General features: G+C 71.6%; 20 protein-coding genes and 1 pseudogene. 11 read left to right on the top strand and 10 right to left on the bottom strand.

Annotated elements, in window-relative coordinates; all coding sequences use genetic code 11:
• Positions 1–76 precede the first annotated feature (76 nt).
• On the top strand, positions 77–1636 hold the full coding sequence (locus JKV81_RS34455; protein ID WP_202079521.1) for an aromatic amino acid ammonia-lyase: 1560 nt from the start codon (positions 77–79) through the stop codon (positions 1634–1636).
• A 97-nt stretch (positions 1637–1733) separates the two neighbouring features.
• Here the strand turns inward: JKV81_RS34455 and JKV81_RS34450 are convergent, their stop codons facing one another.
• The 3 genes and pseudogenes from JKV81_RS34450 to JKV81_RS34440 all read right to left on the bottom strand — a co-directional run.
• Complete coding sequence (locus JKV81_RS34450) at positions 1734–2249, bottom strand: DinB family protein (protein ID WP_202079519.1); 516 nt, start codon at positions 2247–2249, stop codon at positions 1734–1736.
• A 61-nt stretch (positions 2250–2310) separates the two neighbouring features.
• Positions 2311–3582 (bottom strand): GDSL-type esterase/lipase family protein, encoded by a 1272-nt coding sequence (locus JKV81_RS34445; protein WP_202079517.1) that lies wholly within the window; start codon positions 3580–3582, stop codon positions 2311–2313.
• A 111-nt stretch (positions 3583–3693) separates the two neighbouring features.
• A pseudogene (locus JKV81_RS34440) lies at positions 3694–5088 on the bottom strand (glycoside hydrolase family 30 protein); the annotation flags it as partial.
• Positions 5089–5501: 413 nt separating this feature from the next.
• Here JKV81_RS34440 and JKV81_RS34435 point away from each other — a divergent pair.
• Positions 5502–6038: a TetR family transcriptional regulator gene (locus tag JKV81_RS34435; protein ID WP_129267214.1), complete on the top strand. Its 537-nt coding sequence runs from the start codon at positions 5502–5504 to the stop codon at positions 6036–6038.
• An 18-nt stretch (positions 6039–6056) separates the two neighbouring features.
• On the opposite strand, the gene JKV81_RS34430 is transcribed toward JKV81_RS34435, so the two are convergent.
• The 3 genes from JKV81_RS34430 to JKV81_RS34420 all read right to left on the bottom strand — a co-directional run bounded on the left by JKV81_RS34430 (position 6057) and on the right by JKV81_RS34420 (position 8560).
• Positions 6057–6959: an RNA polymerase sigma-70 factor gene (locus JKV81_RS34430; RefSeq protein WP_202079516.1), complete on the bottom strand. Its 903-nt coding sequence runs from the start codon at positions 6957–6959 to the stop codon at positions 6057–6059.
• A 223-nt stretch (positions 6960–7182) separates the two neighbouring features.
• Positions 7183–7656 (bottom strand): carboxymuconolactone decarboxylase family protein, encoded by a 474-nt coding sequence (locus tag JKV81_RS34425; RefSeq protein ID WP_202079514.1) that lies wholly within the window; start codon positions 7654–7656, stop codon positions 7183–7185.
• A gap of 154 nt (positions 7657–7810) precedes the next feature.
• Positions 7811–8560 (bottom strand): SDR family oxidoreductase, encoded by a 750-nt coding sequence (locus JKV81_RS34420; protein ID WP_202079512.1) that lies wholly within the window; start codon positions 8558–8560, stop codon positions 7811–7813.
• A gap of 293 nt (positions 8561–8853) precedes the next feature.
• Here JKV81_RS34420 and JKV81_RS34415 point away from each other — a divergent pair, with 293 nt between their 5' ends.
• Positions 8854–9297: an SRPBCC family protein gene (locus JKV81_RS34415; protein WP_124278982.1), complete on the top strand. Its 444-nt coding sequence runs from the start codon at positions 8854–8856 to the stop codon at positions 9295–9297.
• A gap of 117 nt (positions 9298–9414) precedes the next feature.
• Here JKV81_RS34415 and JKV81_RS36445 read toward each other — a convergent pair whose 3' ends face one another.
• Positions 9415–9705 (bottom strand): hypothetical protein, encoded by a 291-nt coding sequence (locus JKV81_RS36445; protein ID WP_307820662.1) that lies wholly within the window; start codon positions 9703–9705, stop codon positions 9415–9417.
• 143 nt (positions 9706–9848) lie between these two features.
• On the opposite strand from JKV81_RS36445, the gene JKV81_RS34405 reads away from it, so the two are divergent.
• The 6 genes from JKV81_RS34405 to JKV81_RS34380 all read left to right on the top strand — a co-directional run bounded on the left by JKV81_RS34405 (position 9849) and on the right by JKV81_RS34380 (position 16038).
• On the top strand, positions 9849–11645 hold the full coding sequence (locus JKV81_RS34405; protein ID WP_202079510.1) for an ABC transporter ATP-binding protein: 1797 nt from the start codon (positions 9849–9851) through the stop codon (positions 11643–11645).
• A 434-nt stretch (positions 11646–12079) separates the two neighbouring features.
• Entirely contained in the window at positions 12080–14053 is a 1974-nt protein-coding gene (locus tag JKV81_RS34400) for a sensor histidine kinase (RefSeq protein ID WP_202079508.1), read from the top strand.
• A 6-nt stretch (positions 14054–14059) separates the two neighbouring features.
• Entirely contained in the window at positions 14060–14494 is a 435-nt protein-coding gene (locus JKV81_RS34395) for a roadblock/LC7 domain-containing protein (RefSeq protein WP_099175471.1), read from the top strand.
• 2 nt (positions 14495–14496) lie between these two features.
• Entirely contained in the window at positions 14497–14868 is a 372-nt protein-coding gene (locus tag JKV81_RS34390; RefSeq protein WP_099175472.1) for a DUF742 domain-containing protein, read from the top strand.
• Positions 14846–15466 (top strand): GTP-binding protein, encoded by a 621-nt coding sequence (locus JKV81_RS34385; RefSeq protein ID WP_099175473.1) that lies wholly within the window; start codon positions 14846–14848, stop codon positions 15464–15466. Before JKV81_RS34390 ends, JKV81_RS34385 begins: the two co-directional genes overlap by 23 nt.
• Positions 15463–16038 carry a GAF domain-containing protein gene (locus JKV81_RS34380; protein ID WP_129266666.1) on the top strand — a complete coding sequence of 192 codons (576 nt, stop codon included), beginning with the start codon at positions 15463–15465 and terminating at the stop codon, positions 16036–16038. The genes JKV81_RS34385 and JKV81_RS34380 overlap by 4 nt, the downstream gene beginning before the upstream one ends.
• 15 nt (positions 16039–16053) lie before the next feature.
• Here JKV81_RS34380 and JKV81_RS34375 read toward each other — a convergent pair whose 3' ends face one another.
• Positions 16054–16767 carry a TetR/AcrR family transcriptional regulator gene (locus JKV81_RS34375; protein ID WP_202079506.1) on the bottom strand — a complete coding sequence of 238 codons (714 nt, stop codon included), beginning with the start codon at positions 16765–16767 and terminating at the stop codon, positions 16054–16056.
• 101 nt (positions 16768–16868) lie between these two features.
• Positions 16869–17459 (bottom strand): TetR/AcrR family transcriptional regulator, encoded by a 591-nt coding sequence (locus JKV81_RS34370; RefSeq protein WP_202079504.1) that lies wholly within the window; start codon positions 17457–17459, stop codon positions 16869–16871.
• Positions 17460–17617: 158 nt separating this feature from the next.
• Here JKV81_RS34370 and JKV81_RS34365 point away from each other — a divergent pair, with 158 nt between their 5' ends.
• Positions 17618–18664: an aldo/keto reductase gene (locus JKV81_RS34365; protein ID WP_202079502.1), complete on the top strand. Its 1047-nt coding sequence runs from the start codon at positions 17618–17620 to the stop codon at positions 18662–18664.
• 105 nt (positions 18665–18769) lie between these two features.
• Positions 18770–19717: an NAD-dependent epimerase/dehydratase family protein gene (locus tag JKV81_RS34360; protein WP_202079501.1), complete on the top strand. Its 948-nt coding sequence runs from the start codon at positions 18770–18772 to the stop codon at positions 19715–19717.
• A gap of 19 nt (positions 19718–19736) precedes the next feature.
• On the opposite strand, the gene JKV81_RS34355 is transcribed toward JKV81_RS34360, so the two are convergent.
• Positions 19737–22850 (bottom strand): ThuA domain-containing protein, encoded by a 3114-nt coding sequence (locus tag JKV81_RS34355; RefSeq protein ID WP_236058513.1) that lies wholly within the window; start codon positions 22848–22850, stop codon positions 19737–19739.
• Between the last annotated feature and the right edge of the window lie 405 nt (positions 22851–23255).

Here is a 23255-nt window from a genome sequence, read left to right as displayed (position 1 = left end):
CGCTCAGGCGTAAATCCCTGGTTACGAGCGGTCGCAGGGCAAGACGAGGCGCCTGATTGAGGAGGATTTACGAGTGATGTCGTCTCGTATGGTGAACACGGTGGTCGACGACAACGGCGCGGTCGTCGCCCTCGACGGTCGCGGACTGATGGTCGCAGATGTCGTACGCATGGCCGAATCCGCCGCCAGGCCCGTTCCGGCGGCAGACGGGATGAAGCGCGTGGAGGCCTCCTGGGTCGCCGCGCGGGAGATCGCCTCATGGGGCCGCGTCTACGGCCGATCCACCGGCGTGGGTGCTAACCGGAATGAGTCCGTGCCGACGGAGGCGGCCGCCGACCACGGCCTTCGGCTGCTCCGCAGCCACGCCGGAGCGATCGGCGAGGAGCTGCCCGCGCGGCAGGTGCGGGCCATGCTCGCGGTCCGCGCCAACCAGCTGCTCGCGGGCGGGGCCGGCCTGCGCCCGACCGTCGTCACGGCGCTCTGCGAGGCCCTGGAGACGGGCGCCTACCCGAAGGTCCACGAGTTCGGATCGGTGGGCACCGGCGACATCGCCGCGCTCGCGCAGATGGGCCTCGCGCTGGCGGGCGAACACCCCTGGCAGGGGGCCGGGGCCGCGCCGGATCCCCAGCCCCTCGACAACAACGACGCGCTCGCCCTGATCAGCAGCAACGCCCTCACCCTCGGCCAGTCGGCGCTTGCGGTGCACGAGCTCCGTGGGCTGATCGCCGCCACCCAGGTCGTGGCCGCGCTCTCCCTCATGGCGATCGACGGTTCGTACGAGGCGTACGCGCTGCCCGTGCACCAGGCGCGACGGCACGCCGGTTCGTATGCCGTCGCGGAACGCATGCGGCTGCTGCTCGGCGCGCCCGACCGCCCCACGCCGCCGCTCGGCCGGATCCAGGACCCGTACGGCTTCCGCTGCCTTCCGCAGATCCACGGGCCCGCGCACGACGCGGCGGACGCGCTGGAGGACGTCCTCACGGTCGAGATGAACGCGGCGGCCGAGAATCCGCTGATCTCGGCGGACGACATGGCCGCCTACCATCACGGCGGTTTCTACCTCGCCCAACTCGCCCTCTCCCTCGACCACTTCAGGCTCGCCGTCTCGCAGGTGGCGCGCCTGTCGACCTCGCGCCTCTCGTCGCTGAACGAACCGGGCTTCACCCGTCTGCGGCCCTTCCTCGCGGACGGCGAACCGGCGTCCTCGGGCGTGATGATCCTCGAATACGCGGCCGGGGCGGCGCTCGGCGACCTGCGGGCCTTCTCCGCGCCCGCGTCGCTCGGCCACGCCGTGCTCTCGCGGGGCGTCGAGGAGCAGGCCAGCTTCGCCTCGCTGGCGGCGCGCCAGACCCTGCGGGCCTGCGAGGCCTACCGGCTCGTCGTGGGCTGTGAACTCGTCGCCGCGGTCCGTGCGCTGCGCCAGCGCGACATGCGGCTCGACCCCGGGCTGCCCGTCGGCCGCGCCTTCGAACTGGCGGACGCGGTGCTCGAAGCGGAGCTGGCCGACCGGCCGTTGACGGACGATGTGACGGCGGCGGCCGGACTGCTCGACCGGTTCACCGAGCTGTGGCTGGGACTCGGATCCGGGAGCGGAGCGGCGTTCGACGGCCGGGGTGCGGTCAGGGAGGTCCGCTGAGCGGCGGAGTGCGGCCGTCCCGCACGAGCGCCCCGGCAGCGCCGGTCCGGTGAGGGACCCGTGCGCTCCCGGGGCGGGATGCTTGTGCCGGTTCCGTTCAGACGCCGGTGCGCCCGTCGACGAGCTCACGGACGATGTCCAGGTGGCCGTTGTGGCGCGACGTCTCCTCGATGAGGTGGAGGATCACCCAGCGGAGGTCCACGTGGCGGCCGTCGCCGAGGGGGTGCACCGCCTTGGTGTCCAGGTCGGTCTCGGCCACCAGGCGGCGGTAGCGGGCGCACTGCTCCTCGTACTCCGCGAGGAGCTGCGGCAACGGGATCTCGGTGGCCAGCCGCATCTCGGGGTCGGGGTCGTTGTCGGTCGCCTCCGTGAGCGGCCCCACCTGCTTCTCTCCCAGGAACATCACCTGGAGCCAGTAGTTCTCGACCCAGCGCAGATGGTTGATCAGCCCGCACAGGGTCATCAGGGGGGAGTCGGGCAGGGGGGCCTTGCGGGCGTCCTCCGCGGACACACCCTCACACTTGGCTCGTGCCGTGTCACGGGCGTAGTCCAGGAAGGTGGCCAGCTGCGTACGCTCGTCCCACGTGGGAGGCGTGTCGGTTCGTCGAGTCATCGCCGGTAGTTTCACCCAGCGCGGAGCCGGTGTCGAGGCATTACCCGAACACGCCCTCGGCTCAGTGGGTCTGCCCCGTGACCATGGGCAGCGAGACGAAGTCCGCGAGCGCCTGCTGGCCGGCCACGTTGACGTGCACCCCGTCACCGGTGTCGTAGGCCGGGTCGATGCTGTTGGGCTTCACCGGATCCTTCAGCACCTGGTCGAAGTCGAGTACGCCGTCGCAGGTGCCGGAGCAGTCGCTCCCCTTCCTCACGAAGCCGGCCACCGTGTGCCGTTCCCGGTTCGCGGTGTCGCTGTAGCCGGGGCGCGGGGTTATCGGAGTGACGTACACCTTGATCCCGGCCGCGTGCAGGCGTGCGAACGTCTCGCGGTAGCTGCCGAGGATCTGCGTGGCGTCGCATCCCGCGGCGAGGTCGTTGGTCCCGTAGTAGAAGAGCACGCCACGCACCCCGTGCAGGGACAGCACGTCCCGTTCGAGGCGGGCCAGCGAGTCCAGGCCGCGGAACTGCTCGGGGGTGCCGGGGCAGTCCGCGTAACTGGTGGTGCCGATGATGCCGGCGTTGGCGACGGCGAACCGCCGGTCACTGGGCAGCTCCTGGTCGGCCCGCCGGGCCAGGTCGTCGGTCCAGCGCCGGTTGTTGCCCAGCTCGGTGCAGCCGGGCCCGCAGTCCGTGCTTCCGGTGCCGTCCACCACGGAGCTGCCGTAGGCGACGAGTGTGCCCGCGAGCTTCTTGTTGCGTACGTCCACCGCGCTGACCAGATAGGTCGACTCGACCTTCTCGGTGTACGCCGTTCCGCTCTCGTCGGCGGTGCGGTCGCCGGACCCCGGCGCGGAGAGGTAGTTGGTGCGGAAGGCCGCCTCGTGGCGGCCCGCGCCCGCCTCGCCCGACACCGCGAGCGACACCGCCACATCCCCCTGCGCCCGGGTCGTCATGGCCACCGTGTCGCTCCAGACCTCACCTCCCGCCGGGACGGTCACCTTTCTCCGCCCGTCGAAGGTGACCGTTCTGGGTTCGCCCGCCAGCGCCGCGTCCTTGCCGCTGCTCGGCGCGACCGTGGCCGCGTCCAGGGTCAGCGGGCTCGTGCCGAAGGTGTTCTGCACCCGGATCCGCAGAGCGTCCCCGCCCTGGCTGAGATGGCTGATCATCCGGACCGACTGATCGCGCAGGGGAGTGGGGGCCAGGCCGTGCGGAGGGTTGGCCCACGAGGTGTGCCAGGCGGTGCGGGGAGAGGTGTGAGGTGCGCGGGATTCCTGCGCCCCGGCTGCTGCGGCGGTCGCGGTGCAGGTCAGAGCGGCGGCGAGGATCAGTGCCCACGGGGCTCGGGACATGGGTGCTCCTTCGGGGTGGGGTGGGGCGGACGGTGGGGCCCGCCCGCCCGGCGGAGCGGCCTACCGGGCGGCGTCGGGACGGGCGGGCCCCGATCGGGTGGGTCAGGGCTGCCAGGTGAACGTGGCCACCGCGCCCGCGGGCAGGGTGTACGTCAGTGAGCGGCCGTCGTCCGTGACCGAGAACGGCTGGGCGGAGGAGCCCGTGTTCACGGCGTACAGGACGCGTTCGCCGTCCGGGTTCTGGAAGGCGACGTTCTGGATCGTGCCGTCGCCCGTGGAGCCGATGCGGCTCGCGCCCACGTCCACGAACTTCGACAGGTGGCCGAGGGTGTAGTACTCGGCGTTGAGTGTGACGTCACCGCCCGCGATCTCGACCACGCCGTTGCAGCGGGTCGAGCAATTGCCTTGGTGCGGGCCGCCGTTCGGGTCGAGCGCCAGGTTCCAGTCCACGACGGTCTCGCCGCCGGAGCGCATGTTCCGCACGACCAGGTTCTCGGCGTGCCACTTCAGGGTGTCCTTGAAGGTGTCGGCGGGGTTCTCCGAGTCGGTGCCCGAGCACTCCGTGAAGAAGACGCGCTTACCCGCGTCGCGGATCTGCTGCTGGGCCTCCGGGGTGCCCCCGTAGCAGTGGAAGGCGGCGCCGATCAGCCGGGACATGCCGGACGTCCGGCCGAAGACGTCCAGGGGGTAGTCCGGGTGGTCCCAGTTGTGGTCGTAGGCCAGGAGGTTGGTGTCCAGACCGTTCGCCGTGAGGGTCCGGTCCAGGACCTTCAGGATGTCCGCCTGCTCGGAGGAGGACATCGACATGGAGGGGTAACTCGTCTCCAGCTCCGGCTCGTTCTGCGTGGTGAGGTCGGTGAGCTCGATCCCCTCCGCGTCGTACGCCTTGACCGCCTTGACCAGGTAGTCGGCGTAGTCCTGGTAGTGCGCGGGGTCGAGCTTGCCGCCCTTGAGGTCGTTGCCGGTCTTCATCCAGGCCGGGGCGGACCAGGGCGTTCCCATGAAGCGGATCGAGGGGTTGACCGCCTGGGCCTGCTTGACGACGGGGATGGTCTCCTGCTTGTCGCGGTCGATGGAGAACGCCCCTTGGGTGTCCTCGTACGTCGTGAAGGGCCCGTCGGCGTTGAAGTCGCTGCTGCCGAGCGGCTGGCGCAGGTAGTTCAGGCCGATGCCGTCGCCGTCCCGGGAGAAGAGCGAGGCGAGCAGGGAGTCCCTCGTCCCGGCCGGAAGCTGCTGGATCAGATGGGCCGAGGCCTCCGTCACCGAGGCACCCGCACCGGTGAACCGCTGGCCGGTGGCGGACGGGTCGATCGTGATGTCCGTCGACTGCGGGCTGCCGGTGAACGGCGTGGTTCCGGCGTCCGCGAGCCTGCTGCTGCCGTCCGGCGTGGTGATCCACACATGGGCGGTGTCGGCGGCCGCCGGGGTGGGGGGAGCGCCGTGGGCGGCGTAGGTCAGGCCCGTGCCGGTGAGGGCGAGGGCGGCCGCGGTGACCGCCGTCCTCATGGCTCTCGTACGGGTACGGGTGCGTGCGTGTGCTCTCATGGTGCGGCTCCTTCGACTGCGGTGGGGCGCGTACGGGCTGTGCCGCGAACTCCTTTCATCTCACGGGTGGTTGACGTCGGAGGTCGCGATCTCCGCGGTGGGGCGCGTGACGTCCCGGACGGGCCCCGCCCGGGGCCAATTCTTCGTCCTGTACATGCCGAGTCAGGGACGTCATGGGCGGCATGTAAGCACGCTTACTGAGTACTTAGTAAGTAGGTGTGCACAACTTCTTCTACGGGGACCGGGTCCGCCCTAGACTCCGCCGGGTGAGCACCGACAAGGCGGCACCGACCGCACCCCGGGCCGGCCGCACCGGCCGCCGTGAACGCAGCCCCGCCGCCCAGGAGCGCCACGACGAGATCCTCGGGATCGCCATGGAGACCTTCGCGGCCCGTGGCTACGGCAAGGCGTCCCTGGCCGAGATAGCCGACCGCGCGGGCCTGACCCAGGCCGGGGTCCTGCACTACTTCCACTCCAAGGCCAACCTGCTGACCGAGGTCCTCGACCTGCGCGACGCCACCGACATCGCCGACCTCGGCCCGGAGCGCCCCCGCGGCCTGGCGTTCCTCCGGCACCTGGTGGACACGGCACGCCGCAACGCCGAGCGCGAGGGCATCATCAGGCTCTACGCGGTGCTGTCGGCGGAGAGCGTCACCGACGACCACCCCGCCCAGTCGTACTTCCGCAACCGCTACGCCGGTCTGCGCGACCTCGTGGCCGAAGCCCTGACGGAGGCCTGCGCACAGGGGGAGACCAGCGAGGAACTGGACGTCAGGGGGGCCGCCGGCGCGATCGTCGCCGTCATGGACGGCCTGCAGGTCCAGTGGCTGCTGGACCCGGGGGCCGTGGACATGGCGGCGTCGACGGACCGGGTGATCGAAGCGCTGCTGGAGAGCATGCGGAAGGGGTGAACAGGGCGGCCGTGCCGCTCACTTGTCCAGTGAATCCACGTACGGAGCGAGCTTGGCGGGATTCATCACCCACATGATGTGCTCGATGCCCCGGGCCGACGCGTCGACCGACAGCAGCGCCACGGCTTCGCCGCCGGCCGAGACGAGGACGGCCGGCCTGCCGTTCGCCTCGACCCGGCGGATCTCCGCCTCGGGCCAGAAGCGCGGGGCGAAGGCCGCGAGGTACTTGGACACATGCGTACGCCCGATGACCGGAATCCTGGACGCGCCGCGCACCCCTCCGCCGTCGGAGTGGCTGACGACGTCCGCGGTGAGCACGTCCTCGAGCACCGACAGGCTGCCCGTCCGCGCCGCCGCGAGGAACACCTCCAGCAGCCGCCGGTGGGCGTCGGAGCTGACCGGCTCCCTGCGCTCCGCGGCCAGGTGTTTCCGTGCCCGGCTCACCAGTTGGCGGGTGTTGGCCTCACTCGTCTCCAGGATGTCCGCGATCCGCCCGTACGGATAGTCGAAGGCTTCCCGCAGGACGTACGCGGCGCGCTCGACCGGGTTCAGCTTCTCCAGCAGGAACAGGACGGCCAGATCGAGCGCCTCCGCCCGCTCCGCGCCCAGCTGCGGATCCGCGCTCGTGTCGACCGGCTCGGGGAGCCAGGGCCCGAGGTAGGACTCACGGCGGACCCGGGCGGAACGGGCGAGGTTGATCGCGAGGCGCGTGGCGACCGTCGTCAGGAACGCCGCCGGTTCACGGATGCCGGTGCGGTCCGCCTTCTGCCACCGCAGCCATGTCTCCTGGACGATGTCCTCGGCCTCCGCCGCACTGCCGAGGATGCGGTACGCGATGCCGAAGAGCTGAGGACGCGCCTCCGTGAAGTCCCTCGTCGCCCGCTCGAGGCCGAGGGGGTCCGCGTCGTCCACCGCGCCCATAGGGGTCCTCCCGCTCCGGATCACCATGCTACAAGCCGCCCCGGCAGGTCGCCCGGCCCTCGGACCGGGCGCCCACCGGGCCGGAAGCATGGGGGCGGCGCCCGCTGATCGCGCGGGCGCCGGGGTGTGGCCGTACTCCGCCGGCGGGCCGTCCCCGGCCCAGGTGCGGTCCGCCGCCATGGATGGCGAGGCGGACCGCACCTGGTGGAGTCCGGGCAGCGGGTCAGCCGAACTGACCGGGCTGGTAGTCCCCGGCCGGCTGCTGATTGATGACGTTGACGCGGTTGTAGGCGTTGATGACGGCGATGAGGGAGACCAGCGCGATCAGCTGCTCCTCGTCGAAGTGCTCGGCCGCCTCCTCCCAGGCCGCGTCGGTGACGCCACCCGCCGCGTCGGCGATGCGGGTGCCCTGCTCCGCGAGCTCCAGGGCGGCTCGCTCCGCCTCGGTGAACACCTTGGCCTCACGCCAGGCCGCCACCAGGTTGAGACGCTGTGCGGTCTCCCCGGCCTTCGCGGCGTCCTTGGTGTGCATGTCGGTGCAGAACCCGCAGCCGTTGATCTGGCTGGCGCGAATCTTCACCAGTTCCTGGACCACGGGCGGAAGGGTCGAGTCCGCCACCGCTTTGTTCGCCGAGTTGAGGTGCTTCAGGACCTTGCCCGCGAGGGGGTGGCCGAAGTAGTTGAGACGTGATTCCACGATGGTCTCCTAGCCGTGTTGCGGTTACACACTGCTGACCGGGAAGACCGGTGATATGTGACAGGGCGGGCGGTGTGACGTGCGTCTCGGCCGGGCGGCCCGGGGGCACGGCGGTCCGGCGCCGTGGCGAGGCACGGAAGCGGCGCGCCGCGCGTCAGGCGGTGTCCTGGTGTGCCGCCAGCCAGTCCGCGTACCGGGTGGGGGCGAGCGAGGCGTCGTCCTTGCCGGTGAGGGCGTCTCCGCGCACCACGGCGAACATGCCGGCGGTGTCGTCCGTGACGACCGTACGGCGGTCGGAGCCGGCCGCGAGCGTGATCCTGCCGAGTTCGTCCAGCGGGAAGACCTCGGGGCCCGCGATGTTGTGGATCCCCTGGAGGGGAGGCCCCACCGCGACTTCGGCCACCGCGTCGGCGACGTCCTGGGCGGAGATGGGCTGGATCGGGGTGGCGGGGAGCCGCACGGTGTCACCGTCGGTGGTCCAGCTCAGGACGGAGTCGATGAACTCCATGAACTGTGTGGCACGGACGATGGAGTACGGGATCGGCCCCGCGGCGAGGATCTGCTCCTGGAGAACCTTGGCGCGGTAGTAGTCCAGCTCGGGCACCTGGTCCACGCCGACGATGGACAGGACGACGAAGTGCCCCACCCCCGCCTTCCGTCCGGCGTTCACCAGGTTGTCCATCGACTGCTGGAAGAAGGCGGGTGAGGCCTCGTCGAAGGTCGGAGAGTTGGTCAGGTCCACGATGACGTCGACACCGGCCACCGCGGCCTCCAGGCCCTCGCCGGTGATGATGTCCACGCCGGTCGACTTCGAGTGGGGCACCGCCTCGTGTCCGTCGGCGTCCAACTCCGCGACGACCTTCGACCCGATCAGCCCTGTGCCGCCGATCACCGCGATCCTCATGATGGCTGGTCCTTCCCTCGGAGGACGACGACGGACTCGTCCCCGTCACGGTTCACCGGTACGAGCAGTTCACCGATCCACTGAAACACGGCCGTCCTCCGACCGCACACGCTCCGCCCGCCCGCCCCGAGCCGCCGGGCGGCCGGGCGGCGGGCGGCTTCCCGAGGCGGCACGCGATGCCTGGCGTCGCGCCGTGCGTGACCGATGCCCGCGGAGGGGCGTGCGTGCGCTGCCGACTATCGGGTAGTCGGCAGCGCAAGGCGTAACCGAGCGAAAAGAAGGGGTTGTTCTCCATGTCCTCCTCCCTCGTCGAGACCGTCGACATCAAGGCGCCGGTCAGTGTCACCTGGGCTCTGTGGAGCGATGTGACGCAGTGGCCGAAGTTCCTGAGCCATGTGCGGCGCGTGGATCCGATGGACGAGCGCCGGTTCTCCTGGCAGCTGTCCCTGCCGGGTGCCGACAAGAGCTTCGTCGCGGAGCTCACCGAGGTCGTCCCGCAGGACCGGATCGCCTGGAAGACGATCGAGGGCGTGCACCACGCGGGCGTGGTCACCTTCCACCGGCTCGACGACACCTCCAGCCGGGTCGCCCTGCAGATCGAGTACGACCCCAGCGGATTCGTGGAGCGCCTGGGCGCCCTGACCAACCTCGACTCGGCCCTGGCCAACTACGACCTGGGCGAGTTCCAGAAGCTGGCCGAGACCACGGCGGCAGGCGACGGCCCTCGCGGGCTGTGACCGCGGCTTCGTACACCGGGGTGATCGAGCCCCGTGCACGGGAACGGCCCGTACGCACCGCCGAGGTGCGTACGGGCCGTTCCCGTCTGCCGCCGCCGTCGGGCGGCCGGTGGGACGTCAGCGCCGTGACGCCGTGGAGGTGCCGCGGCGGCCTTCGGCGGGCTCGTCGTCGGCGCCTGCCTCATGTTCGTACGGGGCCACGTCCTGCGGACCGGGCGACGCGTCCGCCGCGCGGGCTTCCGCCGCCTCGCGTGCGGTGCGCAGCGGCGACTGGGTCCACTCGGCGAACCACCAGACGCCGGCCACCACGCACGCCCAAAGGAGTCCGCCCCGCACCGCACCCGGCCACGGTGCCTGCTCCGCCCATCGCTCGACGGCGGTCAGCACCACCCAGCCGCTGAGCAGCACGGTCAGAACTCGTACACGCCTATACCTGAACATTCACGCCCGGTACCCGGTCGACGAGGGATTACGCAGCGTGATCCCGAAGGATTGTCTCTGCCCGTGGAACGGGGGTTGTCGGCGGTGCCGGGAGCAGGTGGGATGAACCCATGAAGAAAGCGCTTTCACCGCTCTCCGCCGAACCCCTGGCGCCCTTCGACCACCTGGATCACCGCTACCGCGGCGAGAACCCGGTCCGCACCCTCGGCCATCTCTTCCGCCCCGACCGTGGCCGGCTGGCCCTGGCGGTCGTCATCTTCGTCGTGAAGCACAGCCCCATCTGGCTGCTGCCGCTGATCACCGCCACCGTCCTCGACGTGGTCGTCCAGCACGGTCCCGAATCGGGGATCTGGAAGTCCACCGGCGTCCTGCTGTTCATCCTCGTGATCAACTACCCGCTCCACCAGGTGTACGTGAGGTTCCTCGGCGGCAGCATCCGGCGTATGGGCAAGACCCTGCGGTCGGCGCTCTGCCGCCGTATGCAGCAGCTCTCCATCGGCTACCACGCGCGGGTCAGTTCGAGCGTCCTCCAGGCCAAGGTGGTCCGTGACGTCGAAGCCGTGGAACAGATGGTCCAGCAGAGCTCCGACATGGGGCTCGGAGCCGTCGTCACCCTGGTCGGCGGACTGGTCGTCATCGGCGTACGGGTGCCCGAGTTCCTGCCCCTCTTCCTCGTCGTGGTGCCCGCGGCCGGCTTCCTCGTGATGAAGCTGCGCAGCCGGCTCCGCAGCCACAACGAGTCCTTCCGCCGCGAGGTCGAGCATCTCTCCTCCCGCGTCGGGGAGATGACCACCCTGATCCCCATCACCCGGGCCCACGGCCTGGAGCGGACCGCGCTCGGCCGGGTCGACGGATCGCTGCGCCAGGTCTTCGCGGCAGGACTGCGGCTCGACATGATCAACGGCCGTTTCGGGTCGCTGGCCTGGGTCATCCTCAACACGCTCGGCGTCCTGTGCCTCTCGGGCTCGGCGCTCGTCGCGTACCACGGCTGGATGCCCATCACCGCCGGGGACGTCGTGATGCTCAGCGCCTTCTTCACCGTGCTGACCGGCTCCGTGACGACCCTGCTGGGCCTGGCGCCCGTCCTCACCAAGGGCCTGGAGTCGGTGCGTTCGGCGGGCGAGGTGCTCCAGGCGCCCGACCTGGAGAACAACTCCGGCAAGGCGCGGGTCGAGAAGGTCGTCGGCCGCATCGACTTCGAGGACGTCGGATTCGCGTACGAGGACGGGGAGCCGGCCGTCGACGGGTTCACCCTCTCCGCACGCCCGGGCGAGACCATCGCGCTCGTCGGAGCCTCGGGAGCCGGCAAGTCCACGGTGCTCAACCTGCTCATCGGGTTCATCCGGCCCACCTCGGGCCGCATCCTGCTCGACGGCACCGACATGGCCGGACTCGATCTGCGGACCTACCGGCGCTTCCTGTCGGTGGTGCCCCAGGAGTCGATCCTCTTCGAGGGCAGCATCCGCGACAACGTCACGTACGGGATGGGGGACACGGACGAGGAGACGCTGATGCGCGCTCTCCGGGACGCCAACGCCCTGGAATTCGTGAACGGTCTGCCGCGCGGACTGGACACGGTCATCGGGGAGCGCGGCGCGCAACTGTCGGGCGGTCAGAAGCAGCGCCTCGCCATCGCCAGGGCGCTGATCCGCGATCCGAGGGTGCTGGTCCTGGACGAGGCGACCTCCGCGCTCGACAACCGTTCCGAGGCGCTGGTGCAGGAGGCCCTCACCCGGCTCGTGCACGGCCGGACCGTCTTCGTCGTCGCCCACCGGCTCTCCACGATCCAGGGCGCCGACCGCATCGTGGCCATGGAGGGCGGCAGGATCGCCGAGGTGGGGACGCACGAGGAGCTGCTGAGCACGGACGGCGTGTACGCGGGGCTCCAGCCCGCACACCCGAGGTGACCTCGGCCGCCCCGTGACGGGGCGGCCGGGAGGAGAAGGAGCGGGGAGTACCGGAACGTCCGGTGCTCCCCGCTCGCCGTTCCTCCTTGATCGCTCCTTCGCTCCTTCGCTCCGTACGCGCGGCCGTCGCGTGAGCCGCTGTCCCGCCCGGCTGATTCGAGCACGTGAGTCGTACCCGGACATGCGTACGGAGTTGGCTACGAACGGATTCGGCTGCCCGTGCGAGGCCTCATACCAGAGCGGGACGCCTGGCGGGCAACTTCGACAACTGCACGCCGAGCACGGGCGATTGACGACTACCGTGTGTGTCCGGTGATCAACGGTGGGCTCATATCGGTCGGGCCTGCTCCAACCGTTGACCCGGGCCTGACCGACCACCGTAGGTGTCACCACACGAATGCCGATTCCTGGTGCCCCACGTACCGAGGACGATGATGTCTCAACTTCGCGCACCCACCGCGCGACCGGAACGCCGCGAAGGCGGGCGGCACGGCCGTCCGGGTGGCCGTTCGCACTCGGCCGCGAGCCGGCCGCGCGCCGCGCAGCCCGCCCCCGACAGCCGACTGCGACCACAGCTGCTGCGTACCGCCCTCCTGCCGACCGTGGCGGCCCTGCTCAGCGGAGCCGCGGCCGTCATCTTCACCATCCGGTCCTCCGGGGTGCGCCCGTCCGGCAGTCTCCTCGCGGCGCTCGGCGGATCCGGCGCCCTGGCCGTGGCCGCCGTGGCGGCGGCCTTCCTCGGCGCCGGCCGGGTCGCCACCGGGGTGCACGACCGCACGCTCGCGCTCCGGCGCACCGGCGCACAGCACCGGGCCGAGCTCCAGCGCGTCGTGGAGCAGCTCCGCGACGGCGAGCCCCTGCCTGCCCGGCCGCCCGCACCCGCACCCGCCACCGACGCCGACGCCGACGCCTTCGAACTCCTCGCCCAGGAGATGGCCCGTTCGCAGGACGACGCGGTGGCGGCCGTCGTCCAGGCCTCGCAGCTGTTCCGTGGCAACGGCAACGAACAGAAGGTCGAGGTCTTCGTCAACCTCGCGCGGCGGCTGCAATCCCTCGTGCACCGCGAGATCCAGATCCTCGACGAGCTGGAGCACGAGGTCGAGGACCCCGATCTGCTCAAGGGCCTCTTCCACGTGGACCACCTCGCCACCCGCATCCGCAGACACGCCGAGAACCTCGCCGTGCTCGGCGGCGCCGTCTCGCGGAGGCAGTGGAGCAACCCCGTCACCATGACCGAGGTGCTGCGCTCGGCGATCGCCGAGGTCGAGCAGTACCCCCGGGTCAAGCTGGTCCCGCCGATCGACGGCACCCTGCGCGGACACGCGGTCGCCGACGTGATCCACCTCCTCGCCGAACTCGTCGAGAACGCCACGGTGTTCTCCGCCCCGCACACCCAGGTCCTGCTGCGCGCGCAGCGCGTCACCGCCGGGCTCGCCCTGGAGGTGGAGGACCGGGGGCTCGGCATGCCCGGCCCCGAGCAGAAGCGCATGAACACCCTGCTCGCCGACCCCGACCAGGTCAACGTCGCCCATCTGCTGCAGGACGGGCGGATCGGCCTGTTCGTGGTCGCCTCCCTGGCCCGCAGACATGGCATCGCCGTACGGCTGCAGAGCAACATCTACGGGGGCACCCAGGCCGTCCTGGTGCTGCCCGAGATCCTGCTGGGCATCGACATCGATGCCACGACGACCCCCACAGCGGACTCGGCCCCGCCGGCCGGAGCCCACGGCACACCGCCCGGGGCCCCGCTGCGGCTGGACCGGCCGCCCCAGCAGAGCCGGCAGGACCTGCCCCAGGGCGAGGCCCCGCCGCTCCCGCTCCGTGCCGAACGGGTCGACCGCCCGAACCTCGCCGCGTCCCCGCCCGGCGCCCGGCCCCTCCCCGCCGCCGAGCCCGCGCCGCCGGCCGGAGCCGCCCCCTCGGTCGAACCCGCCCCGGCCGCCGGGTCCGTCGCGTTCGTCCGGTCCGCCGTGGACACCGGAGCCCCCGCCGAGGCGCCCCCGGCCGCCGAGGCCGGCCCCGAGCGCCCCCAGCTCCCGAGGCGCAGCAACCAGGAGCACCTGGTCCCGCAGCTCAGGGAGGCACCGGTCCCGCGCGCCGAGGACGAGAACGCCCTGCACGACCCGGGACTGATGGCCGCCTTCCGGCGCGGGGTCGACCTCGCCGAGGCGCAGACCGCCGAAGAGCCGGAGACACCGGACGCGTACGCCGCACCGGAGGCAGCCGAGCCGGCCGCCCCCGGCCCCGCCGTGACCGTAGGGCCGCAGCGGTCCCACGGTCTCGCCCCGCTGCCCTTCCGCGGCTCCACCACCACCGCGACAGCCGGTACCGAGCGGGTGGACCCGGGGCACCCGGGACCGCAGACGCCCGAACCGGATCCACGAACCGAGAACATGTTCAAGGAGTAGATCACCATGACGACCGAAATGCCGTCCGGTCAGGTCTCGGACCTCGACTGGCTGCTCAGCGGCCTGGTCCAACGCGTGCCCTACACGCGCAGCGCCGTCCTCCTCTCGGCGGACGGCCTGGTGAAATCCGTGCACGGCATGGACGCCGACAGCGCCGACCACATGGCGGCCCTCGCCGCCGGCCTGTACTCGCTCGGCCGGAGTGCCGGTGCCCGGTTCGGTGACAACGGCGACGTACGGCAGGTCGTGGTCGAGCTCGACTCGACCCTCCTGTTCGTCTCCACCGCCGGATCCGGCACCTGTCTCGCCGTCCTCGCGGGCCGCGAGGCGGATGCCGCCGTCCTGGGCTACGAGATGGCCATGCTCGTCAAGAGCGTGCGCCCCTACCTGATGACGCCGCTCCGGCAGCCGGCCGGAGCGCCGTTCACCCCGGGGCTGTGAGGATGCCGGCCCCGCAGGACGGGCCGTTGCTCGACGACGCGGCAGGCCGGCTCATCCGCCCGTACACCGTGAGCAACGGCCGGACGAGGCCGACCACCGTGCTCGACCTGCTCTCCCTGGTGATGGCCACGGGGAGCGAGCCCCAGGTCCACCTCGGCCCGGAACACACCGTGGCCCTGGAGCTCTGCGGCGGACCCACGTCCGTGGCGGAGATCGCCGCCCATCTCCGACTGCCCGCCGTCATCACCAAGGTCCTCCTGTCCGACCTGGTCGACTGCGGGGCGGTCACCGCGCACGCCCCCGCGTTCCATGACATGCCAACCGACCGATCTCTGCTGGAGGCAGTGCTCGATGGTCTACGACGACAGCTCTGACAGCTCCGGAAGCTCCGAATACTTTCCCGTGGCCCTCAAGGTCCTGGTCGCGGGCGGTTTCGGCGTCGGAAAGACGACGTTCGTGGGCGCCGTCAGCGAGATCGCACCGCTGAGTACCGAGGAGCTCCTGACGCAGGTCAGCGCGGCGACCGACAGCCTCGAAGGCATCGAGTCCAAGTCGGCCACCACTGTGGCCATGGACTTCGGCCGGATCACACTGTCCGAGCAGCATGTGCTCTACCTCTTCGGCACCCCCGGCCAGGAGCGCTTCTGGTTCATGTGGGACGAGCTGTCCAAGGGCGCCCTCGGGGCGGTCGTGCTGGCCGACACCCGCCGGCTGGCCGAATGCTTCGCGGCCGTCGACTTCTTCGAGCGCCGTGGCATCGGATTCGTCGTGGCGGTCAACGAGTTCGACGGTGCCTACCGCTACGAACCGGAAGAGGTACGGGCGGCCCTCGACCTGGGGCCCGAGGTCCCGGTCGTCCTCTGCGACGCGAGGATCGCCAGCTCGGGCACCGGGGCACTGGTCACTCTCGTCCAGCACCTCATCAACGCCACGGCACCGGCGCCGCTCTCGGGTTTCGGAGCCCATCCATGATCCCGTACGGGACGGGACGGCCGCTGCTCACCCCCGTCGACCGGGACGGCTCCCGCCGGACCGCACGGCTGCGGAGGCTCGGCCTGGGGGAGCGGCCCGACGCGTCGTTCGACAGCTTCGACGCCTTCGCCGACCGGGTGGCCGAAGTGACCGCGACGCCGTTCTCGATAGTCAACTTCATCGACGAGAACCGGCAGTTCTTCGCGGGGCTGCACACCCCGGCGGGCATCCGGGGCGGATCCGCCCTCGGCGCGGCCGCGGCGGGCCGGGGCGGCCGTCATCTGGCCCGGGACCACGGCTACTGCCCGCACGTCCTCGTACGGCGCAAGGCCCTGGTGCTGGAGGACGTCTGCGACTACCCGCGGTTCGCCGGTAACCCGGTGGTCGACGACATGGGCATCCGCTCCTACCTGGGAGCCCCGCTCATCGACCGTACGGGCGTCGCGCTCGGCACCGTCTGCGCCGTGGACACCGTGCCGCGTGCCTGGGGCCGGGCCGGACTCGACACGATCAAGCTGCTGGCCCGGGAGTTCGTCGTACAGATCGAGTGCCGGGAGGGCGGGCACCGCTGACCTCGGGGCGGGTGTTCAGTCCAGCGTGAACGCGTCGGCGAGCAGGTCCAGTTGAGCGGCGAGCAGGGTGTCGCCCCGGTGTCCCATCCTGGTGAACTGTCCTGCGGTCTCGAGCCCGACGGAGCCGTGCAGCTGCGCCCATACGAGCACGGCGCCCGCCAGTCCGTACGCCGAGCGACGCGTGTCCGAGACGTACCGGGCGACCCATTCGGCGACCCCCGCGTCCGCCGCGAGCCAGGCCTCCATCTCGGTCACCAGCGCGGACACGCTCGCTCCCGGTGATCCGTCAGTGAACAGCGGCAGGAACGGGCCGAGCACCGCCCGGGCGCGGTCCCGGGTGTCGTCGGGGGCGACATAGCCCGGCACGGGGGCGCCCTGGATCAGCAGATAGCGGTGCGGCTCCGCCGCCGCCCAGGTGCGGTAGGCGCCACCCAGCGCGTGCAGCCGGGCGCGTGGGTTCTGCCCCGCCTCCTCCGCCCCGGCCGCCGCATCGGCGACCGCCGCGGCCGCGTCGTCGTAGGCATCCCTGATCAGGGCGCTCAGCAGATCGTCGCGGCCGGCGAAGTACCGGTAGAGCGCCGGGCCCGAGAGGCCCATCTCCTTGGCGACACGGGTCAGCGCGAGGGCTCCGGCTCCCGATTCGGCCAGCTGCCGCAGGGCCGTGTCCTTGATCTCGGACCGGGTCTGCTCCCGATACCTGGCACGGGGACCTTCCTGGCCTGCGGCCATCGCGGACTCCACCTCTCGCTGGGCTCGTTCTGTTCGTTCTGTCCGACGGGCGGGGTCCGCTCGGCGACTGCCGCTAGACGCGCTCACTTCCGTTACGGAGCCTAACAAGGCCCGCGCCACCCGTGGGGGCGGGTGAGGCCGTCCATCAGCAGGTCGAGCAGCCGCTCGGCCTGTGCGCGCTGAGGAGCGGCCCCGGCCACCAGCGTGACGCCCGCGAGGCTCATGAGGATGTCCGCCGACGGCACGTCCGGCCGGATCACCCCCTGGCCGATCCCGGCGACGCGGAACTCCTCGATCGCGCCGGTCAGTTGCTCGCGCGTCTGCGAGCCGAGCCGCTCGTCGTCCTGCAGGAGCGTCTTGAGCGTGTCGGCCATGCCGTGCTTGGTGGCGATGTAGTCCAGCACCTGGGACATCCACGCGCGCAGGGCCCGGTCGGCGGGCAGTTCGCCGAGGAGGGCCGACGTCCTGGCGGAGAGGCGGGCCGTCTCGTAGCGGTAGGTGGCGTCGACGAGCTGTTCGCGGGTCGGGAAGCGCCGGTACAGGGTGGCGATCCCGACGCCTGCGTCCTTCGCGATCTGCTTGAGGGTCGCGCCGGCGCCGTCCCGTGTGAAGGCCAGGGCGGCCGCGGCGAGCAGTTTGTCCTCATTGGCGCGGGCGTCGGCCCGGACCGGGCGGCCGGACGGATCAGGCATGCGGCTCTTCCTCTCGACTCGTCTTCCGTGCGGGCTTGCGATCCGGAGTCGGCTCCGCTTAGCGTGGCGGACAACCGGAGCCGACTCCGTTTACCCGGACGGTAGCAGCTCGCCGTCGGCCGTTCCGCCGCGCCGTCCCGACCCAGGAGGTCCCGCTCATGCAGTACCGCACGCTCGGCAGTACGGGAGTCCACGTCAGCTCGCTGTGCCTGGGCTCGATGATGTTCGGGGGGTGGGGAAACCCGGACCACGAGGACTCGGTCGGCATCATCCGCACCGCGCTGGACGCGGGCGTCAACATCATCGACACCGCCGACGTGTACTCGGGCGGCGAGTCCGAGATCATCGTCGGCAAGGCGATCGCCGGACGGCGGGACGACGTCGTCCTGGCGACCAAGGTGTCGAGCCCGATGGGCCCCGGCCTCAACCAGCGGGGTGCCTCCCGGCGCTGGATCGTCCGGGCCTGCGAGGAGAGCCTGCGCCGGCTGGGTACGGATCACATCGACCTGTACCAGGTGCACCGCCCCGATGCCGCCACCGACTTCGACGAGACGCTGGGTGCGCTCTCCGACCTCGTCCGCTCCGGCAAGATCCGCTACGCGGGATCCTCCACGTTCACCCCTTCGTCGATCGTGCGGGCGCAGTGGACCGCCGAGCGGCGGCAGCGGGAGCGCTTCGTCTGCGAACAGCCGCCCTACTCCCTCCTGGCCCGGGGGGTGGAGGCCGATGTGCTGCCCACCTGTGAGGCGTACCGGATGGGGGTGCTCGCCTGGAGTCCGCTCGCCGGAGGCTGGCTGTCCGGCCGCTGGCGCCGTGACGCGGCCGGCCTCTCCAGTCGCCGTACGCGGACGATGCCCTTCCGCGCCACCGCCGCCCACTACGACCTGGGCGTACCGGGCAACCAGGCCAAGCTCGACGCCGCCACCGAACTCGCCGCCCTCGCCGACGAGGCGGGCCTGACGCTGATCCAGTTGGCGCTGGCGTTCGTCACCACGCACCCCGCGGTCTCCGCGGCGATCATCGGGCCGCGCACCGCCGACCATCTGCGGGGGCAGCTGAGCGCCGCGGACGTCGTGCTGGAGCCCGCCGTGCTGGACCGCATCGACCGCCTCGTGGCGCCGGGCGCCGACCTCAACCCGGATGACGCGGGTTACGGCGCCGCGGTGCTGGCCGACCCGAAGCGCCGCCGCCGTGTGCCGGAGTGAGGCCGGGGAGGCCGGCGGGACGCTGTTGCTATGACTCATCGCGAGAGTTACTGTCTCTAACAGAAGTGATTGTGCGTAATTATCGATGAGTCGAAGGGGTACGCCATGACCACCGCACCCGCTCTCCACACCGTCCTCGGCGCCGGACCGGCCGGTACCACGCTGGCCGGGGAGCTCGCCGCCCGCGGCCACCGGGTCCGCCTCGTCGACAGGAAGGGCCAGGGGCCCCGGATCGAGGGCGTCGACCGGTTCGCGGCGGACGTGTCCACCCCCGAAGGCGCACGCGAGGCCGTCGAGGGAGCGGCCGTCGTCTACCACTGCGTCAACGTCGGCTATCACCTGCAGGTCGAGGTGATGCCCCGCATCCAGGAGGCCGTCCTCACGGCGGTCCGGGCGACGGGCGCACGTCTGGTCGTCCTCGACACGCTCTACCCGTACGGAGAGACGCACGGCGCCGTGATGACCGAGGACACCCCGTGGAACGCGACCAGCAGCAAGGGTGTGATGCGCGCGGAGCTGGACGCCCGCTACCTCGCCGCGCACGCGGACGGTCGGGTCCGGGTGGTCCTGGGCCGCTCCGCCGACTTCGTCGGGCCCGGGGTGCTCAACTCCACGCTGGGCGGCGCCGTCTTCCCTGCCGCGCTCACCGGAGGCCAGGTCCCGGCCCTCGGTGACATCGATCTGCCGCACAGCTACACGTACATCGGCGATGTCGCGGCCGGGCTGGCCACCCTCGGCGAGCACCCGGACGGCGACGGCCGCGTCTGGCACCTCCCCACGGCGCCCGCACTCACCACACGCCGGATCCTCGCGATGATCGAGGAACGCGTCGGCCGCCCCCTGGACCTCACGGTCGTCCCCGAGCCGCGCCCGTTCGGACCCTTCGACGAGGTGTTCATGGCGGCGTACGCCGAGATGTTCTACCAGCACACCGAAGGTCAGACCGTCGACTCCTCCGCCATCGAGAAGGCCTACGGGCTGTCGCCCACCCCGCTCTCCGACACCCTGGACGCCACCCTCGCCTGGTACCGGGCCTTCCTCGCGTCCCACTGAGTGCCATGGGGCGGCCAGGTCAGCGCGCGGCGGCCCTTCCGATGCCCGGCCCGTCGAAGCGCAGCCAGTCCACCGTGAACAGATCCGGTTTCTCGCTGCTCCACGCGGGGCTGGTGAACACCACGTACAGCGTCATGCCGCCGGTACGGCTCTTCAGTGCGGCCGTCGGTGACACGGCTGCCGCGCGTCCTGCCGTCGTACGTCCCGCCGCCGCGTCCTGGGCGCCGGGGACGGCCAGCGAGCCCAGGAGCCGACCGTCGGGGGAGCCGGCCCTGAACTCGATCGTTCCACCGGTCCCGCAGGGCGTGGCACCGACCGTCACCGACCGGATGTCCCGCAGGTTCACCGGGTCGAGAGCGATCCAGTCCCCGTCCTCGATCTCCGTCAGCGCCCTGCCGCCCGAGGCCGCCGGACGGCTGCCGGTCACGACTCCGCCGTGGGCACCCCCGGTCGACGTGAACAGCTCCGCCTCCTGGAAGGCCGGGCGCAGGATGAGGGAGGTGGAGCCCATGAGCTCCGGGGCGCCCGGCGCTCCCTTGTCCGTGTACTGCACTGTGACCCGCTGGGAGCCGGACCGCGACGCTTCGTCCCCGGCCGCCATGACGATCGAGCCCCGGCACCCGGGTGAGCCGGTCAGGGGGCGCAGCGCACCGGCGACGCCGGCCTGGGAGCGTACGACGATCCGGGAGCAGTCGATCCGGGTGTCCTTCCCGTCCTCGGTGTCCGCCACATCCACCGTGAGGGCGAGGGCCTCGCCCGGCCGGAAGAAGCCGCCGTCCTGAGGCCGGCGGACCGTGATCCGGGGCCGGGTGTTGCCGACGGTGATCTCCTGGCCGGCCATGGCCGTCGTACCTGCGGGACCGGTCACCGTGAGACGCGCCGTGAACCGCCCTGCGGTGCGGTAGGTGTACGAGGGGTTCGCCTCGGTCGAATCGGTGGCGCCGTCACCGTCGAAGTCCCAGGCGTAGGTGACCGGGACGCCGGGGGGAAGCCCGGAGCCCGCGCCGGTGAAGGACACGGTCAGCGGGGCGGGGCCGTTGTCGCGGTCGGCGGTGACGGCCGCACCGGGCAGCCGGCCGTCACCCACGTGGTCGACCCGGAAGAGCCCGGCGCCCCCGGTGCCGCCGTCGAGGCCCGGACCGCTGACCGGACCCGAGTCGACGACGTACAGGGCGCCGTCCGGGCCGAAGGCGGCGGCTGCCGGGCGTTGCCACTTCAAGTCCCCGAACACGCCCTTGACGGACTGGAGTTCACCGGCCCTGGCTGGGGCGAACCGCGGATCGGAGAAGCTCTGGTCCGTCCGCTGGAAGGAGAGTGCGGTGAAGCGCCCGCCGGCCGGGTCGTACGTCAGCCACTTTCCGGCGAAGTACTCGGGGAACTTGGTGCGGTAGAGGTTCGCCGGGTCGTAGGCGTACACCGGGCCGCTCACCGGGGGCCCGGCGACCTGGCCGGTGATGCCGCCGCCGTTGCCCCGCGGGGCGCAGCCCGCCGCTCCACGGGAGGTGCCCCCCGAGCAGTACGGGCGGCCGACGCGCCCCGCCTCGGTGATCCGGACGTACTCCACCGCCCCGTCGGCGCCGGTGCCCGCGGCCAGCAGCGTGCCGTTCGCCGGGTCCACGGTGAAGCGGTAGGGGGCCCGAAGGCCCGTCGCGTAGATCTCCGGACGGGCACCGGCCGTGCCCGGATCGAGGAGATTGCCCGCCGGCACGGTGTAGGTGCCGTCGTCCTGGGGTGTGATCCGCAGGGCCGAGCCCTGAGCGTCGTCCGGCGCACCCGAGGCCGGCGGTACGCCGATGCCTCCCGTTCCCACGTACAGGCGCCCGGCGCGGTCGAACGCCAGCGACCCTGAGGGCGGGGGGCCACTGCCGGCCGCCGGCCGCCGGACCGGAAGGGTGAGCAGGCGCTTCTCCGAGGCGGGATCGACCGTGTCGCCGTCGGCCGTGAAGCGGGAGAGCGCGAGTAGGTGCCCGGCGGTCCCGGGACGCGGCGTGTCGGAAGGCAGGCTCCCGGGACGCGGTGTCTCGGCATGCGGTGTCTCGGAACGCGGTGTCTCGGCACGCCGGCTTTCGGAACGCAGCAGGTAGAGCCAGTGGTTCTCGGCGAAGTCCGGATCCAGGGCGAGACCGGTCAACCCGTCCGTACGGCCGGCCCCGCCTGGGGCGTACGCGAGGTCGAGGGCCGTGGAGACCTTCATGGTCCGCTGGTCGACCACCTTGAGCTGGCCGGTGCGCTGGGCGACGAACACCCGGCGGTCGGAGGCGACCGCCACGTCGACCGGATCGGTCAGACCACTGGCCGCGAGCGGGGTCCGCTGGAAGGCGCCGGCGCGGGTCGCGGTGCAGTCGCCCGGTTTCGCCCCCGCCGCCCACTCGATGCCACCCAGCAGATGGGACAGGAAGGCGCCGTCCCGGAAGTCCTGGGCAGTGCCACCGCCCGCGGTGAACCACGAACGTCCGCCGTCGTAGTCCTGGCACCACGACCAGGGATGGTCCGCGCCCTCGTCCAGGCCCGCGATACCGTCGCGCACCCTGATCCCGGCCAGGGTGTGCACGGTGCCGGCCGGATCGGTGCGCCAGTTGTACCACTCCTCCGTACGCTCCCAGAGGTCGGGAAGGGTCACCGTCGAGGGGTGCGCGTGGTCGAGGACCTCGACCCTTCCGGCCTGCAAAGGTGTGGCCCGGTCGACGGTGGCGCCGACCAGGCCCTCGTACCAGTCCCAGTCGTGTGCACCTGCGGCCGCGCCGTGCAGCCCGACCCAGCCACCGCCCGCCCGGATGTACGTCCGCAGGGCGGCGCGAGCCTGCGCGTCGAGGCCGCCACCCTCCCGGCCACCCTCCTGGTCCTGGTCCTGGTCCTGGTCCTGGGGCGAAGGTGCGGCGCCGTTGAAGACGATCGCGTGGAACCGGGCCAGGCGGTCGTCGTCGAAGACGGTCGGATCGTCCGTCGCCTCGACCCCGAACCCGTTGAGGGCCCCGAGCGTCCTCACCGCGTCGACCCCGGCGCGGACCGTGTCCGGGGAGGCCTGTGTCCCTCCGGAGTACACCAGCACGCGGAAAGGCTCCGCCGGACCGCTCGGGAACGAGGCGGCCGTGACCGAGCCGGTGATCAGCGCGAGAAAGGCTACGAGAGCCATGAGGATGATCGACGCCGGGGGAGCGGCGTGGGGCGCGGGACTCCTGCGTAACGGGCGGCTGCTCATGAGGGCGCTCCCGGTGCGGTGGGGGGCCGGGCAGGGATAGAAAGCGCTTTCTGATGTGCGTGGTTCAGAGTAGGTACGCGGCAATGCCGGGTCAATGGGCCGCACCGGACGAGGCGCGCCTGTCACCGGGAGCGGCGGGACCACCCTCCTCGTATCCCTGGTCCGCCGCATATGTGGAAGGACGGCGCCGAGCGGGGGTGAGATCCGCTCGTGGAAATCGGGTTCGTGAGCACCCGGGTAAGTGCGGTATTGTTCTCATGCGCGTTCAGCCAGGGGGAAACCCCAGGTCAGACGGGCACCGGGACGTGGCGCAGCTTGGTAGCGCACTTGACTGGGGGT

It is taken from the genome of Streptomyces silvae (assembly GCF_016745505.1).
GTDB lineage: Bacteria > Actinomycetota > Actinomycetes > Streptomycetales > Streptomycetaceae > Streptomyces > Streptomyces silvae.
This window is presented reverse-complemented; position numbering and strand designations above follow the sequence as displayed.